Raw genomic sequence first — 15,110 nt, forward strand, 5'->3', positions numbered from 1 at the left:
ATTCATAATTGTCAGATCCTGAAATCGGAAATTACCTACCTATAAAGGATATAGATGCTTGATTTGTTGCATTACTAGCTATTTGCAATCACAAAACCAAAAAAATGTATTATACGATACAGTTTTTTGGTTTGAGTAAATAGACAATCAATCAAATTTATTCGTCTAGGCATAAATTTTACCAAGGGTGAAATAGGAAGTAGTCTCATAATTTCTCTCAAGCTCCCACTATTGAGTTTTTATTTAAAACTACAACTAAACTACAAATTTTCATTGATGCTAGCTCCGAACTAATCATTGCTTTTTTATATTCTTCATGAAAATCGGCTTTCCCATGTTAGAAGCAGGTTTTATCTGCCAAAGAGGTGTAGTTAATGACTTCCTACATCTTAATGTAGGTAAAAATCGGCTGTAACTGTGCTGCACCTTTTTTATAGGCACAATATTGATAATTCCTGGCAATTTCCTCAACATAACTTGTTTTTGAAAAATTAAAGATTGAGTGAAGAAGACTTGACTGTTTCAGAAAATACATCATAATTACTTAAGAATATCTACATAAATATAGTTTCCTAAACCCTACTCAGGTAATTTTATTTTCTGGTTTTTAAACAAGTGGTCTAAAGAAAAAAGATCAAAAACCACTGGATTGAACTTCGGACAGTAGTTTTTTCTGCTTAACCTGTTTTTTCCATTTTTTAAGGATGGTTCGGAGGATGATGTTCAAGTTTATGTACAAACAAAAATCGAAAACAAAAAATAGGCGTTTGTCTGCAAGAAATTACGCTGTAAATTCACAATCCAACTCAAAAGTCAAGCTATTTAATCAAGCAATTAAGCGGCTTTCTCCCAGTTGGCAAGCTTGTTTACCTATAGCTTGTCTGATTGTGTTGGCTTGGGGTTATGCCGCAGTTGCCCAAGCTCCAGCCGCAGGGCCAACGACAGCAGAACTTAAAGTTGCTCTTGATACGCTATGGGTTGCGATCGCAGCCTTTTTAGTGTTCTTCATGAATGCTGGTTTTTGTATGTTAGAAACAGGCTTCTGTCGTCAGAAAAACGCTGTCAACGTTCTTTCCAAAAACTTGATTGTATTTGCTTTGTCCAGCATTGCTTTTTGGGCAATCGGTTTTGCCTTAATGTTCGGTGATGGCAACGACTTCATTGGATTGAATGGGTTTTTCTTAGGGGGAGCAGATAACAGCCCCGCCACAGGAGAAGCCTATAAAGGCGTTTTCAGTGCCATTAGTTGGACTGGTGTACCCCTAAGTGCCAAGTTTTTATTCCAGTTAGTGTTTGCTGGGACAGCAGCAACAATCGTTTCTGGTGCAGTAGCCGAACGAATTAAGTTTGTTGACTTCCTAATTTTTAGCCTCTTACTCGTAGGTATTCTCTACCCCATTACCGGACACTGGATTTGGGGAACTGGTTGGTTAGCAGACAGAGGCTTTTGGGATTTTGCCGGTTCTACGGTGGTTCACTCCGTAGGTGGGTGGGCAGCTTTGATGGGAGCAGCATTTCTTGGGCCCCGCCTTGGTAGATATCAAGATAAGCAAGTTGTGGCTATGCCTGGTCACAACATGAGTATTGCCACTTTGGGCTGTCTGATCCTATGGTTGGGTTGGTTTGGTTTCAACCCCGGTTCCGTGATGGCTGCCGATCCTAGTGCGATCAGTCATATTGCTGTCACCACTAACATGGCTGGTGCTGCCGGTGGAATTGCCGCCACCATTACAGCTTGGTTGTACTTAGGTAAACCAGACCTGTCAATGATTATCAATGGTATTTTGGCTGGCTTGGTTGGTATTACAGCTTCTTGTGCTTACGTAAGTATTCCTGCTTCTTTAGTTATTGGCTTGATTGCTGGGGTACTGGTAGTTTTCTCTGTAACATTCTTTGATAAACTTGGCATTGATGACCCAGTGGGAGCTACCTCAGTTCACCTAGTTTGTGGCATCTGGGGAACTCTTGCAGTAGGCCTATGGTCTGTTGGCCCTGGTGTTTATTCCTGGTATGGCGATACACTTGGCCCAGCAAAAGGTTTATTTGCAGGTGGTGGCTTTGGACAGTTCGGTGTTCAGTTGCTGGGCGTTGTCTCAGTAGGTGGTTTCACTGTTTTACTCAGTAGTATTTTTTGGTTGGCACTGAAAGCTACTTTAGGAATCAGAGTATCCAAAGAAGAGGAACTAGAAGGTTTGGATATCGGTGAACACGGTATGGAAGCCTACAGTGGATTTCTCAAAGAAGGTGATGCAACTGGATTTTCTGGAGAAGAAAGCTCAATTGGTAGATATTAGGGTAAATATTTCTTTGGTTTACTCTAATATGAGCTACCAAGACACCATTAGTAGATTCAACTGATTCCGCAAAATTCTCTATCTAAGCGGGGAAAAGTAGGAGGTTTTATACCGCCTACTTTTTCAAATTTTTACCTGATTGCTGCTTTATAGGACTAGCCTTTCAAGGTAACTCGTAAAATCTCTTATTTTCCTCAGCATTCTCTGTGCCTCTGCGGTTTAAAAGTATTTTTTATAACCACAGAGACGCAGAGGACACAGAGTCTAGAGCTTAAAGAGGAATCTATTTACCAAAATTTTTACGCACCTTGAAAGGGCTAGTCCGATTTTATTATTTTAGCGATCGCAGCCAAAAATACTAATACCACTATCCTTCCCATTGTCTCCTTGCCTCTTTAGACAAATCTAGAGACAGAATATAGCAGGATGCTTGCGAGTATTGACCGAATAATGTCAGGATGAATCTGCCTGATCTGAATCAAAGTTAAAACTTATTTTACCTTGTAAAAATTTTATGGTTAGAGGATTGAGAGTTAGTATGCTGCTATTGGCAATTATGGGAAATCTGGTGTGGTCATTTAGTGCCAAAGCAAATTTTAACGGCAAACTCACCGTAGAAATTGATGGATTGAAGAATAAACAAGGACAAATATGTGCCAGTGTATTTGCTAGCAGTGAAGGATTTCCTAGCGATCGCGATCGCGGCTTCCAAAAGCAGTGTACTAAGATTACTGACACTCCTTTACCCATTACCTTTGAGAACTTGAAAGCAGGTAGTTACGCCGTTGCTGTCTTCCACGATCAAAATAATGACCGCATTCTCAACAGTAATGTTTTTGGTATCCCAAAAGAAGGTTTTGGATTTTCCAGAAATCCAGAAATTCGCACAGGTGCGCCCAAATTTAGCGAAGCAGCATTATTAGTGGCAGGCCCAAACACTAATATCCAAATTCAGTTGAAATATTTTTAGGCTTATTCTCGTGCATCGTTGTGTGAATCTTCTGCTAAACCTTGTTGTTCTGGTAAGCCACGCATTCGATTCATCTGAGTTAAAGCATATCGTGCTGTTGCTTGTACTTCGGCATCTGGGTCTTCTAAGGCATGGCGTAACATCTGACTCATTTGACCCATCATGTCATAAATGCGCGTCAAGTCTCGGATCGCATTTTGCCGTACTTGGGGACTTTCATCTTGCATTGAAATTGCTAAACCCCGGTTCATCGGTTTGAGTGTGCGGATACCAATTTCTGCCAAAGCTGCCAAAATTAAGCTGCTTTCTTGAGAATCAGCATCAATCATTAGGTCAACCATTGGCTGAATTGCCCGCGAATCTCCCTGCTGACCCAAATCCCAAATAGCCTTGCGTCGCTTCGTTGGGTCAGAACTGCGTAAATCTTGAATTAATTCGTCAACGATATTGAGTTTAGCAAGCCGGGAAGTTTTTTCTGGCAGTAGTAATTGTGTGGGTAGCGGCGGCGTAGCTTTTTCTGGACTAGTTACAATCTCTGGAGGGGGTGGTATCATCGTTTTTTTGTTAGCTTCACTCAATCTTTTAGTATCTAATATTTCGGACTTTTGCACTTGTTTAATCTGACGAAACCACCTCATCAGGTAAATAAGTGCGCCAATACTTCCTAGAACTCCAATGGCAAATATAAACCACCAGATGAAATTTTTCTCAGGTGGCTGGGGTTTTGCAATCGGTTTGGGAGTTGGATTAGGAAAAGTGACTATTGGAGAGGTGACAATCTGATTCTTTGCAACTAAAGCTGCTTGCAGCCTCTTCCTAGTTGTTAGACCAGCAAGTCCGTCTACTTTTAAACCCTTTGCTTTCTGGAATTTAGCTACAGCGATTTCTGTACTAGCGTTGTACTGTCCATCTACCACGCCATTGTAGTATCCCAACTGTTTTAATTGGGTTTGTAATCTCTGCACATCTGATTTTTGACTACCATATCTCAATACAGCCGGACTAGCGGTAACTGTCGAACTAGCTTGTGCCAGTTCTAAAATTTCAGGTGCTAGGTTAGGTGTGGCTGTACTTGCACGATTTGGGTAAAAACCCACGCAAGAAAAACAGGTAAATATCAGAATAGAGGAACGGCATAGCCTCATATTGAAAGTTTCAGCCTGAACGTGCTTTTGAAGTCTTCGATACCACAATACCTTTTAGATGACAAAATGTTAACTGTCATTGGGTATTGGGTCTTGTTTCTAATCACCCTCACCTATATTTAACGAGTTAGGGCTAAATTTCTGGTTCAGATTCTCTAACTGCTAGGCTTACAGGGTTCAATTTTTTAACAGATGAATCTAAAACTGGTTGCTGTATATTAGCTATTTCGCCGACAGTAAGTGTGTCGTTTTGCGCTCCTAAAGCATCACGTTGGTTAATGAGATAGATGCTAATTAAAGTGAGGAAAACACCTACCCACTGTACTGGACTGAGGACTTCTGAGAGAAATAGATTGCCGAATAGTAGGGCGAAGACGGGTGTAAGGAAGGTAAGAGAACTAAGACTAGTGAGACTGCCACTAGAGGCAAAGTAGAAGAATAACCCGTAGGCGATCGCACTGCCAAAGACAGTAGCATAACTCAAAGCCACTAAATCATATCCTCCCAGATTCTCCCACTGCTGAGATTCCACAACTGACGAAATTCCCCATAATGGTAATCCCCCCAAAATCATGTGCCATCCCGTAGCGGTTACTGGGTCAGCATACCGACAAACAAACCGAATCAACACTGTTCCCACAGCCATTGATAAGGCTGCCAATAGCATCAACCACTCACCGCTAGCAAACAAGTCTTGCCAGTTGCCAATTGTGATATTTGCGCCTGAGTCGAGAATATGTAAAATCCACTCATCAGGTAAGCCAATTAAACTAATGCCTGTGACTCCCAAACCTAACCCCAGCCATCCCCAAAAACCAATGTGTTCTTGGAATAGCCACAACGACAGCAATGCTACTGCTAGGGGTTGCGAGTCAATCATCACAGACCCTAACCCAGCACTAGTTCTAACTAATCCCTCAGCCAAAAAGCCTTGAAATAAAGTCCCATCTATCAGGGCGAATAAGGAAATCCAAAGCCATGCAGCCCAACCCTTGGGCTGGGGTTTACCCATGAATGCTGCTGCAATCAAAATTAACATCCCTGCTGGTATCAGGCGCACTCCCGCCATGAATAGCGGTGTGGTATGGGGTATCACTCCTTTCATGGCTACCATTGCCGTCCCCCATAGGAAAAAGGGCGCAATTAACAAGAGAGGGGCGAAGGGAAGTCGAGATGCACTGAGTTTCAGTTGCATGGGTTTGCTGATGCCTTTGTTTAACAAGCGCAAAAATTGCTTTACCCAATTTTACCGAATTATGTAGTTTTGCGATCGCTTCTGGCGGGTGCTTTACAACATCGTGTAGCGTCTCAACGATCAGGGAAGAATAATCAGGTGTAGCTTAGGTTACAGGTGGTTGAATATGTTTTTCAGTAGACGGATAGTTTGAAAAAGCTTTATCAGTTACCAAATTCAAATGCTTAAAATCAAGCAGATAGCAGCCTTGATATGTATAACATCGAATTATTATCCCCCTTAATTCCCCCGATATATTGGGGGAAAATAAGAAAATCCGGTTCTCTCCCCTTTATAAGGGCAGGGTTAGGGTGGGGTAAAAAAATATTTGATACATCAATTATTGGCTTTCCAAACAACCTCTTAGGCACTTTTGCCAAAAGTTCAGCATTTTCCCTTCTTTTTATATCTGTGTCGAGCCAGTTCCTCAAACTTTGGTCAAATGAATAAGGCACTTTCTTCTCTGCATTTGGAGCGATTCAATGCAGAGAAACAAGCAATCTCAACTGGTTTATTGAGATTTTATATTATAGAAGGATACCTAAGTTTTCCCGGCTTAGGTATCCGATAGCAACATAACCTATTAAATAGATTGTTAACTATATTCTAATTACTAATTTTAATTTTTAAATACTTCTTAGGACACTTTATAAATTGCTCCTTAAGTAGGATGCCAAAATTAGAAATAAGGTTTAGTTTAATTCTGAAATCATCTTTATCAAAACAGAATTCAGGAGTTAGGAGTCAGTGTTAATTCAGGATCTTAACCGAAAAGCGGATAGCGTTGAGTAAAGCCTGCAAAGAAGCAAACTACGCGGAGCATCCTGTCGAGAGTATATTGATTCTGATACCAATTTAATGTGAAGTTGCACATATCTTGATCCCCCTAAATCCCCCTTAAAAAGGGGGACTTTGAGAGATGTTTTTCCGGTTCCCCCCTTATTAAGGGGGGCTAGGGGGGATCGAATTATATGCAGCTTCATAAAAAATTGGTATGACTGCTGAATTCTTCTTTAACTGCCAAATCTTGTTTTGTAACAGGTGCGTTAACGCAGTGTAACGCACCCTACTTTCTAAAACAATTTAACAACCTTAGATTTTTCTAAAAGGTTTTTCTAAACTTGCTACTAATTTAACTCCAAATTCTTCCTCAAACACTCCTTTTTTATAATCTAAACTCCAAAGTTCTAAAGCACAGTCATCATCAGCTTGCGATGGAAAAATCAGTAGGTTTACCTGTCGAAGTTGTTGATAATATTCACATTGCACTTGAGATACCGCACCAATTTGTCGTCTATCTAATGCCACCGCTAATCTTAGAATTGCACTCAATTGACTAACCATTTGGCACTGCTCTTTAGTCAGCAGACTCTGGTAAATTTCATGTTTTTTCTTGGGCGGCGATTTGCGATGATAACGCGCTAAGTTGGCTATGATTTCAATCTCGGTTTCTGTATAACCAAGTAATTCACCATTGCGAATTAGATAGTAAGAGTGCTTGTGGTGAGACGAATGACTGACATAATGACCGCAGTTGTGTAATATTGCAGCGGCCCATAGCAGTTGTCGTTCGTCAGATCCCCAGTGATGTAACGTACCTTGAGTTTGATCAAATAAACTCTTGGCAAATTTGGCGACGCGATCGCTATATTCTAAGTTTACGTGGTATTTATTAGCGAGTTTTAAAACATTCCGTTCTCGAACTGAACTTTGGTAGCGCAGCTTATCTTCAATTAAACCGTGGCTTAACATCCAGTCTACGATTACACCTTCCCTTAAAGAGCGTTCGCAAACAGTGATCGATTCACTGCCTAAAAGGGTCATCGCTTCCTGTAATATTACTGCGCCAGCCAGTATAACTTCAGACCGTTTATCTGGCATACCAGGAATCGCAGCCTTTTCGGAATTACTCAGTTTCCGCAAGCGATTTACCAATTCTCGCAAGTCTTTAAGACTAAACTGGTAGCCATTAAGAGTAGAAGGAATAACACCCGATTTTTCTCGTGCATGAATCATCGCCAGGGTTTCAATTGTTCCAGATGTACCCACTAAACGGGGAGATTCTCCAAGTTGGAAATTTGCTAATACCTCATCCACGGAACGTTCTAACATACCGCGTGTATAGGATTGCAGATACAGAAACTCCGCGTTGCTGATGGGATCGGTAGTGATTAACTCGCTAGTGAGTCGCACTGCACCGACTTTGGTACTGGTGAGAGTCCGCGCTTGGTGACTATCGCCCAAAACTATTTCTGTGGAACCACCGCCAATATCAATAATAGTATGGGGTTGGTTGTGAAATTCCATCCCCGACAGCACGCCAAGGTAGATTCGTCGCGCTTCTTCTTGACCAGAAATTAAGTCAACGGTTAAACCCAATTCCGTTTCTACCCTGTACAAAAAATCTTTACCATTGGGGGCTTCGCGCACGGCACTAGTTGCCACAGCAATGATTGTTTCAGCATTGGTGGTTTTGGCAACTTCTTGAAAGCGTCCTAAAGCAGCGATCGCCTTTTTAATGATCTCTGGTTTGAGTTCGCCAGTGGTAAGATTGCGATCGCCAAGTCTCACAGTTTCTTTTTCTCTGGCGATAATGCTAAAGGCTGGTAGCGTCGGGTCAATTTTGACTACTACCATGTGTAGAGAATTTGTTCCCAGGTCAATGGCAGCAATAATCCGATGTTGGTTAGGTGGTTGAGTTGCAGAACTCTCCCAGCTAGCCGAAACTAAATTCTGCATCTACTTTTCTCTCTTTATAAGAAATGATGGCGAACGGTGGTATGTCGGGGTAGCTGGCACTGATATTTATTGCAACGCACTTACTCAAACTGAATGCTGAGTAAATTAAAAAATACTCAGCACTCGCAACTCAGTTTTGTCGAGGGCAACTGAGCTAAGTATATTCACCCTAATGCGTTTAACGCTAGCGACTATTAAAAGATATTTAAAGTTGCCATTTTGGGTGATGTTTTTACAAATAACAAATAACGTTATTCTATAGATGTAAAGTTGTGTGAATTCATCTATCTAAAGTTATTTGTTGATTTCTATGTTAACGATGCCAGAACGCCCCCAGTTACCAGTTTGGCTTGTAATTATCCGGCTTTTACGCTGGCATAAACCAGAAGGACGGTTAATTTTAATGATTCCTGCTCTTTGGGCAGTGTTTTTAGCAGCTTCTGGGAAACCGCCTTTACCTCTGGTTGGTGTAATTATATTGGGTACTCTGGCCACAAGTGCGGCGGGATGTGTTGTCAATGATTTATGGGATCGGGATATCGATCCAGAAGTGGAGAGAACACGCGATCGCCCCCTCGCTTCTCGCGCTTTGTCTGTGAAAGTTGGGATTGTAGTTGCGATCGTATCATTAGTATGTGCAGCTATCCTGGCCCTTTACCTAAACCCCCTAAGTTTCTGGTTATGTGTGGCAGCAGTACCCGTAATTGTCCTTTATCCAGGCGCAAAGCGAGTGTTTCCTGTACCGCAACTGGTACTTTCCATCGCTTGGGGTTTTGGAGTGTTGATTAGCTGGAGTGCAGTTACTCAAAGCATCACTCAACCAACTTGGTTACTTTGGGGCGCAACTGTACTGTGGACATTAGGATTTGATACAGTTTATGCCATGAGCGACAAGGAAGACGATCGCCGCATTGGTGTTAATTCAAGCGCTCTATTTTTTGGGAATTATGCCCCTGTAGCGATCGGAATTTTCTTTGCTGGCACAATCTTGTTATTGGCTTGGCTAGGTTTGCTCATAAATCTGCACTTAGCCTTCTGGATTAGCCTTGCAGTTGCTACTATGGGATGGGTTTGGCAATTTCTGCGATTAACACAGCGAGATTTACCTAATTCTGTTTATGGTAAGATGTTCCGGCAAAACGTATGGATTGGTTTTATTTTGCTTGCTGGGATGATCGCTGGATCTGTTTAATCATTAAAAGGGAATTTTCATAACTTTGATTATGGGATTTTTCCTTGAAGCTTACTTTGAAGTTGAAGCAACTGCGCATCTATAAAGTTAGACAAAAAATATTTATGAGTTTTTCTATGAGTAAATTCTTTGATTCGTTTAGCCCATTAATTCAGTATATGCGTACTTGGGCAGCAATAAGTCTGCTATGTTTAGTTGTCGCTTGGTCATTTCCTGCACAAGCTGCTAGCCGGATTGATCCGCAATTAGAACAGCAAGTCTTACAAATTATCCGCGAACATCCACAGGCAATTATTGAATCTGTTCAAGTTTATCAGCAGCAGCAACAACAAAAACTCAAGCAAGCACAGCAAGCATTTTTACAAGATTTAAAGACGAATCCTCAAACAGTGATTGGTGAGTCTCCCACCACAGGTTCAACTCAATCAAAAACTGTGCTGATAGAATTTTCCGATTTTCAATGTCCCTACTGTGCTGAGGCGCATAAAACATTGAAACAATTGTTAGCAAAGTATCCAGATAAAGTAAAGTTAGTTTACAAAAATTTACCCCTAATTTCAATTCATGCGGAAGCATTACCATCTGCGACGGCAGCTTGGGCAGCATATCAACAGGGCAAATTTTGGGAATATCATGATGCGCTATTTACTAATCAAAAGCAACTAGGTGAAGCGTTATATTTAGATATTGCTAAAAAACTGAATCTAGATTTAGGTAAATTTAAACGCGATCTTCCTCTTGCTACTCCCGCAATTACAAAAGATATCCAATTAGCAGAGAAGTTGGGTGTTTCTGGCACACCTTTCTTTATTATTAATAGTCCAACTTTTTCAGGAGTTCCACAGCTAGCAGATATCGAAAATATATTGACTGCTGCTAAGTAAATGAGTGTGTTTGAAACTAACCTGTCATTGTTTAAGTAACTAGGTGCAAATAAGTTCAAGTTTGTAGTAATGATTTTAGTCTTGATAAACCTTTCCATGAACGATTCATTGCCTACTACAAACTAGGATTTTATTATATTTTTAATTATACCTAGCTAACATTTTTTTATAATGATGTCTGATAACTAGCAATAAGCTTGATCAGTATATACTGTGTAAGGATTGTATCTCCATAGTATTTGTTTAGATAGATACTTTTTTATTTAACAATAATGTGCATCTTTAGTTAGAGGTTTCATACAACAGTTTAGTGATGTACTTGAGGCAAGTGTAAGGAGTAGCTGATGAGGAGTGCTGAGAAGAAATTTTCTTCACTCCTCATGTTCTTAAAGATATGGTAACTTAAAGCTTCCTTTAAAATTAGGCAAGTCAAAAAAGCTGCTGCGCCTGACTCATTTTAAAAAGGCTTCCTCTAGTTCTCCTCTTTTCAAGGAAGGTTAGGGAGGATAAAGCCTTAGAGGTTGTTTGAAAAGTATTTCGCTGTGACTTTAGACACTTTTAGATCCCCCCTAACCCCCCTTAAAAAAGGGGGAATCGGAGTCAAAGTCCCCCTTAAAAAGGGGGATTTAGGGGGATCTAGAATGTTTTGCTACCAAGAAGAGGACTTTTCAAACATCCTGTTAACCCAAGGATATGACTTTATGAATAGTCTTTCAGGTTTCCTTTTTGATGTTCTAAATATTTATTCTTTAATTCCTCTGGAATAGGAATAGGACGACTATTTTGTAAACTGACAAAAGCACCCTTTTGACTCGCTACTGCTGCTAACTCATTATTAGATAAAATTTCAGCTTGTACAGTCCACTTCAATCGTCCTAAATTACTTAGCCATAAACGTCCAATTACTTGGTCAATAATTTTGATCGGGCGTTTATATTCAATTTCAGTTCCAGCTAGAACAGGTGCATATCCTTGATTAATTTGTTGATTGAGGTGCCAATGTTCATCTAAAAACTTTAAACGTAAATCCTCTAACCATCTGACATATACAATATTGCTTACGATTCCCATAAAATCAATGTCGTATGTTCTTACAGGAATTTCTAATACTACTTCTAATGGTCTGTGCAAACTGTTATTTACTAGCATGATTTCTCTTGATATTTTAAAACCGATCGGTCTGTAAAATTAGAAAAAATTTTACTCTTTTCAAAAATGGGTAATTATTAAGTGCCTAATAACCCATTACCCACAATAATTTCAACCTTCTACTTTGTAGTTTAAGGTTAACTCATCGCCAGGTAAACCTCTAATACCCCAGTTAGATTTTGGCGTTTCAAAAATTGTGATTTCAATATCGTATATAGGAATATTGAATTTTTCATTAATATTTTTAATCAGTAGGCGAAGCAACTCTTTTTTTGTTTCCACTGAGCGCCCCTCAAACATACTAATTTCGATAACCAGATAATTGTTTGTTCTATCAGATGGATAGCAAAAATCTGATTTATCCAGTGGGAAAAAACGGTGAAATCTTTTTTCAGGGGTAAGCTGTAAAACCTCTATGAGGGAAGTATGGATTACATTTGATAGCTCCGCTTTAATAGGATTTAATTTGTCTGCTAAAGAATATACTTTGATTTGTACCATACATTTAAAGGTGAGTTTCCAAGTATTGATTCAGGTGATTAATTACCCTGTGCATGTGAATTGAATCTCCATAAAGCTTACTCATCATTATGGCCCCTTCCAGCGTTGCAATTATGATGGTGGCAATTTCATCAGCACTTACTTCAGAGCGAATTTCACCCTTGGCAATTCCCGTTTCAATAATTCGACGAATTAGATGTAGCCAAGAGTTCATCGCCTGTTGAGCGCGTTCCCGCAACGCCGGATGAGCATCATCGCTTTCCACAGCAGTATTCAGCAGTGGACACCCTCCTTTGATAGGTGGATTTTCTGCGAAGCTACTAAATATCCCAATGATTGCTTGCAGGCGTTCTACTGCATGGCGTTTGCTTCGCAATGCAAATCTAGTATGCTGTTTAATGCGAGCGATCGCAAAATCAAAAGCCTGTAATGCGAGATCGTCTTTGCTTTGAAAGTGATTGTAAATTCCTCCTTTCTGCAATCCAGTAACACGCATGATGTCTGACATTGATGAGCCTGCATACCCCTGTTGGTTAAACAGTTCGGCTGCTTGATGTAGAATTCTACTTTTTGTTTCTTCGCCTTTGGACATTACAGCGATTTATTAGAGTAGGGAGTCATGTAGTTTATTGAATTAAAAGTTACAGACTGATCGGTCTGTTTATTTTTATCATTATACATCCTTGTGAGTCAAGTGTTTTTTGTCGTCCAGATAACGCAGACTTCACCCGGTTATAAACGCCGTTAGTTTTGATGCTACCTCCACTCTAGGTAATGAGATGTTTTGGTATCAACACGCGATACTTATTCTTAAAACCCCACTTCCATTCCTCTCCCCGAAAGGTCGATAGGCTTTGATTATTGCTCCCCTTCCCTTGTAGGGAAGGGGTTGGGGGTTAGGTCTGAGAGAAAATTGCACACGGCGTTATCAACAGAAGTTTCAGCAATAATATTGGTGATTTGAGCTTTGCCAAACAGGATTTTGACGGGGTTGTAAAAAACAAAATTTTCATGAGTCATTAGACTTGCGGTGTATTATCCAGAAAATATAGCGATATACAAAACGAATACGCTGGACGTTTGATCGTGTTTACAAGTAAAATACGGTAAGTACATAGCTTTACCGGCTTTTACACGTAAAACCGCAGAAAAACCAGTAAGAAGTTGATTTAGTAAAACAACTGACCCATAAGCATTTATAAAAGTCTGTTTCAGCTAAATGTCAGTTGCCATACTTCCAAAAACTTTCAGGCAGGTTTTAAGTTGTCCAGTAATCCTCTGTCCTAATTTTTAGCTAGATAAACCTTTCTTTGTGTCACTCATCCTTTGAGAAACACAATAATTTGCCATGACTAGCCCTATCTACCACTGGGCTGTAATTCGGCTGAGTTATTGCTCTCTAGTAGTGAAGTTCTAGCTGACTTTCTCAAACCCCCAAAGAGTATGCACTATTTATCACTACCATTCTTAAGCTTCTTCGTTGGCATCATAGTTGGTTTGACGGGAATTGGCGGAGCCTCTCTCATTACTCCAATGTTGATTTTTGTTTTTCAGGTTCCGCCTTCCATCGCAGTGAGTTCTGATGTTGTAGCTGCCACATTGATGAAGATTGTTGGTAGCGTCAAGCATTGGGAACAGAAAACCCTGGATACAGAAGTTGTCAAATGGCTGGCATTCGGGAGTGTTCCAGGCTCACTGTTTGGAGTAGGAATTTTGCACGTTCTTAAACGTACAGGTGATTATAATCTGGATAATATCTTGCTCCGTTTGCTTGGTGTGATGATTTTACTAGTCACAGCATTAGCACTAGTGCAATTGTTGTTATTGACTTTTTTACCCAAATTCAATTTACCCGAACTACCAAAGTTAGACTTAGAAACTAACTTTGGCCGCTTTATAACAATCACTTTGGGGGCCATTTTAGGCTGTTTAGTTGGTCTAACTAGCGTCTCATCAGGTTCAATGTTTGCCCTAGTGCTGATTGGGTTTTTCCGTTTGGATGCACGGAAGTTAGTGGGTACTGATATTTCACACGCAGCAATTTTACTGCTGTTTACAGCCCTTGGCCATCTCAGCCTGGGAACAGTTGATTGGAATTTGGTAATACCTATCTGGCTAGGCTCTGTACCAGGAGTTCTGCTAGGTGCTAAAATCTGCCAAGTAGCTCCCCAGCGCCCACTACGGTTTATTATTTACGCCATTTTGATGATGGTGAGTTGGAAATTAGTTCATCAAGTGTAACCAAATTGAGATTTTAGATTCCAAATCCAGCATTCAACATCCAACATTGATTAACTTCTCACCCAAGGTAGTAGAGTGAATGTACCTCGCTCATACATAATGAACAGACCCAAGCCGATTAACACAAAAGGTACAGCAGCTTTACCGTAGCGACTTAAAATATAAGCAATGGTAGGTTGACGACTTAAAAAATAAGCGATCGCACACCAAACCCCTACCATGATAAAAAATATACTTAAAATTATTCCCAAACTGGCAAGATTCTGACCAGCGAACAAAGGGATATATATACTAATATTGTCACCACCATTAGCGATCGTTACTGCTGCCACTTTATAGGTTTGGGGGTGCAAAATACTCAAAATAAAAGACAATACCGGGTTAGTAGGCGTAGGCTGATTAAAATCACTACTGACTGCCTGAACTGTTATAGTTTCTTCTTTTCTATATATTAATTGTTGAATACCAATTGCTATTGGTAGGAGTCCTAGCAATCCGATCCATTCTCGCTGTACGACCAATCCACCAAAAAATCCTGGTAAGCTAGCGATGATAATGGCTGAAAAACCCAGATATTGACCGAGTAAGATATGCCGCCGCCGAAAATTAACATCTATCTGTGAAAAAAATATTAACAAGATAATGATGTCATCTATGTTAGTGGCGATGAAGGCAATTATCCCTTCACTGAAGACTGTCCCTAACTTACTCATGCTGGATTTTCAGAACCTACGATTTCTCACCATACCAAATTAACCTTT

The 15,110-nt window shown here is 40.3% G+C and carries 14 protein-coding genes; 5 read left to right on the forward strand and 9 right to left on the reverse strand.

Features of this window, described 5'->3' with window-relative positions:
* The first annotated feature begins 731 nt into the window (after positions 1 to 731).
* Together GNF10_RS05915 and GNF10_RS05920 are read left to right on the forward strand one after the other, a co-directional pair.
* Positions 732 to 2,294 (forward strand): ammonium transporter, encoded by a 1,563-nt coding sequence (locus tag GNF10_RS05915; protein WP_185581083.1) that lies wholly within the window; start codon positions 732 to 734, stop codon positions 2,292 to 2,294.
* 514 nt (positions 2,295 to 2,808) lie between these two features.
* On the forward strand, positions 2,809 to 3,264 hold the full coding sequence (locus GNF10_RS05920; RefSeq protein ID WP_185581082.1) for a DUF2141 domain-containing protein: 456 nt from the start codon (positions 2,809 to 2,811) through the stop codon (positions 3,262 to 3,264).
* A 2-nt stretch (positions 3,265 to 3,266) separates the two neighbouring features.
* Here the strand turns inward: GNF10_RS05920 and GNF10_RS05925 are convergent, their stop codons facing one another.
* The 4 genes from GNF10_RS05925 to GNF10_RS05940 all read right to left on the reverse strand — a co-directional run bounded on the left by GNF10_RS05925 (position 3,267) and on the right by GNF10_RS05940 (position 8,382).
* Positions 3,267 to 4,409 carry a peptidoglycan-binding protein gene (locus tag GNF10_RS05925; protein ID WP_185581081.1) on the reverse strand — a complete coding sequence of 381 codons (1,143 nt, stop codon included), beginning with the start codon at positions 4,407 to 4,409 and terminating at the stop codon, positions 3,267 to 3,269.
* Positions 4,410 to 4,542: 133 nt separating this feature from the next.
* Positions 4,543 to 5,604 carry a DMT family transporter gene (locus tag GNF10_RS05930; RefSeq protein ID WP_185581080.1) on the reverse strand — a complete coding sequence of 354 codons (1,062 nt, stop codon included), beginning with the start codon at positions 5,602 to 5,604 and terminating at the stop codon, positions 4,543 to 4,545.
* A gap of 230 nt (positions 5,605 to 5,834) precedes the next feature.
* A complete protein-coding gene (locus GNF10_RS05935) occupies positions 5,835 to 6,098 on the reverse strand; it encodes a hypothetical protein (RefSeq protein WP_185581079.1) in 264 nt (87 codons plus the stop codon).
* Positions 6,099 to 6,735: 637 nt separating this feature from the next.
* Complete coding sequence (locus GNF10_RS05940; RefSeq protein WP_185581078.1) at positions 6,736 to 8,382, reverse strand: Ppx/GppA phosphatase family protein; 1,647 nt, start codon at positions 8,380 to 8,382, stop codon at positions 6,736 to 6,738.
* Between the two features lie 310 nt (positions 8,383 to 8,692).
* On the opposite strand from GNF10_RS05940, the gene GNF10_RS05945 reads away from it, so the two are divergent.
* Positions 8,693 to 9,574 (forward strand): 4-hydroxybenzoate solanesyltransferase, encoded by an 882-nt coding sequence (locus GNF10_RS05945; RefSeq protein WP_185581077.1) that lies wholly within the window; start codon positions 8,693 to 8,695, stop codon positions 9,572 to 9,574.
* A gap of 116 nt (positions 9,575 to 9,690) precedes the next feature.
* Positions 9,691 to 10,458, forward strand: coding sequence for a thioredoxin domain-containing protein (locus GNF10_RS05950; RefSeq protein ID WP_260446174.1), 768 nt, complete (start codon positions 9,691 to 9,693; stop codon positions 10,456 to 10,458).
* Between the two features lie 699 nt (positions 10,459 to 11,157).
* Here the strand turns inward: GNF10_RS05950 and GNF10_RS05955 are convergent.
* From GNF10_RS05955 to GNF10_RS37800, 4 genes are all read right to left on the reverse strand, one after another.
* Complete coding sequence (locus GNF10_RS05955; protein ID WP_185586333.1) at positions 11,158 to 11,607, reverse strand: thioesterase family protein; 450 nt, start codon at positions 11,605 to 11,607, stop codon at positions 11,158 to 11,160.
* Between the two features lie 111 nt (positions 11,608 to 11,718).
* The gene (locus GNF10_RS05960; protein ID WP_185586332.1) at positions 11,719 to 12,108 is read right to left on the reverse strand and encodes a tautomerase family protein; all 390 of its coding nucleotides are present in this window, start codon (positions 12,106 to 12,108) and stop codon (positions 11,719 to 11,721) included.
* Positions 12,109 to 12,112: 4 nt separating this feature from the next.
* Entirely contained in the window at positions 12,113 to 12,700 is a 588-nt protein-coding gene (locus GNF10_RS05965) for a TetR/AcrR family transcriptional regulator (protein WP_185586331.1), read from the reverse strand.
* A 266-nt stretch (positions 12,701 to 12,966) separates the two neighbouring features.
* Positions 12,967 to 13,128 (reverse strand): hypothetical protein, encoded by a 162-nt coding sequence (locus tag GNF10_RS37800; protein WP_185592349.1) that lies wholly within the window; start codon positions 13,126 to 13,128, stop codon positions 12,967 to 12,969.
* Positions 13,129 to 13,551: 423 nt separating this feature from the next.
* Between GNF10_RS37800 and GNF10_RS05970 the strand changes: the two genes are divergently transcribed.
* Positions 13,552 to 14,349 carry a sulfite exporter TauE/SafE family protein gene (locus tag GNF10_RS05970; protein ID WP_185586330.1) on the forward strand — a complete coding sequence of 266 codons (798 nt, stop codon included), beginning with the start codon at positions 13,552 to 13,554 and terminating at the stop codon, positions 14,347 to 14,349.
* A 50-nt stretch (positions 14,350 to 14,399) separates the two neighbouring features.
* On the opposite strand, the gene GNF10_RS05975 is transcribed toward GNF10_RS05970, so the two are convergent.
* Positions 14,400 to 15,062, reverse strand: a complete 663-nt coding sequence (locus GNF10_RS05975; protein WP_185586329.1) for a cadmium resistance transporter — start codon at positions 15,060 to 15,062, stop codon at positions 14,400 to 14,402.
* Positions 15,063 to 15,110: the final 48 nt, after the last annotated feature.

Source organism: Nostoc sp. UCD121 (assembly GCF_014222285.1).
Lineage (GTDB): Bacteria > Cyanobacteriota > Cyanobacteriia > Cyanobacteriales > Nostocaceae > Nostoc.

Bases quoted from the DNA above. Each gene is read 5' to 3' on its own strand.
- GNF10_RS05915 (WP_185581083.1), top strand. From the start codon at position 732: ATGTACAAACAAAAATCGAAAACAAAAAATAGGCGTTTGTCTGCAAGA.
- GNF10_RS05920 (WP_185581082.1), top strand. From the start codon at position 2,809: ATGGTTAGAGGATTGAGAGTTAGTATGCTGCTATTGGCAATTATGGGA.
- GNF10_RS05925 (WP_185581081.1), bottom strand. From the start codon at position 4,409: ATGAGGCTATGCCGTTCCTCTATTCTGATATTTACCTGTTTTTCTTGC.
- GNF10_RS05930 (WP_185581080.1), bottom strand. From the start codon at position 5,604: ATGCAACTGAAACTCAGTGCATCTCGACTTCCCTTCGCCCCTCTCTTG.
- GNF10_RS05940 (WP_185581078.1), bottom strand. From the start codon at position 8,382: ATGCAGAATTTAGTTTCGGCTAGCTGGGAGAGTTCTGCAACTCAACCA.
- GNF10_RS05945 (WP_185581077.1), top strand. From the start codon at position 8,693: ATGTTAACGATGCCAGAACGCCCCCAGTTACCAGTTTGGCTTGTAATT.
- GNF10_RS05950 (WP_260446174.1), top strand. From the start codon at position 9,691: ATGAGTAAATTCTTTGATTCGTTTAGCCCATTAATTCAGTATATGCGT.
- GNF10_RS05955 (WP_185586333.1), bottom strand. From the start codon at position 11,607: ATGCTAGTAAATAACAGTTTGCACAGACCATTAGAAGTAGTATTAGAA.
- GNF10_RS05960 (WP_185586332.1), bottom strand. From the start codon at position 12,108: ATGGTACAAATCAAAGTATATTCTTTAGCAGACAAATTAAATCCTATT.
- GNF10_RS05965 (WP_185586331.1), bottom strand. From the start codon at position 12,700: ATGTCCAAAGGCGAAGAAACAAAAAGTAGAATTCTACATCAAGCAGCC.
- GNF10_RS37800 (WP_185592349.1), bottom strand. From the start codon at position 13,128: ATGACTCATGAAAATTTTGTTTTTTACAACCCCGTCAAAATCCTGTTT.
- GNF10_RS05970 (WP_185586330.1), top strand. From the start codon at position 13,552: ATGCACTATTTATCACTACCATTCTTAAGCTTCTTCGTTGGCATCATA.
- GNF10_RS05975 (WP_185586329.1), bottom strand. From the start codon at position 15,062: ATGAGTAAGTTAGGGACAGTCTTCAGTGAAGGGATAATTGCCTTCATC.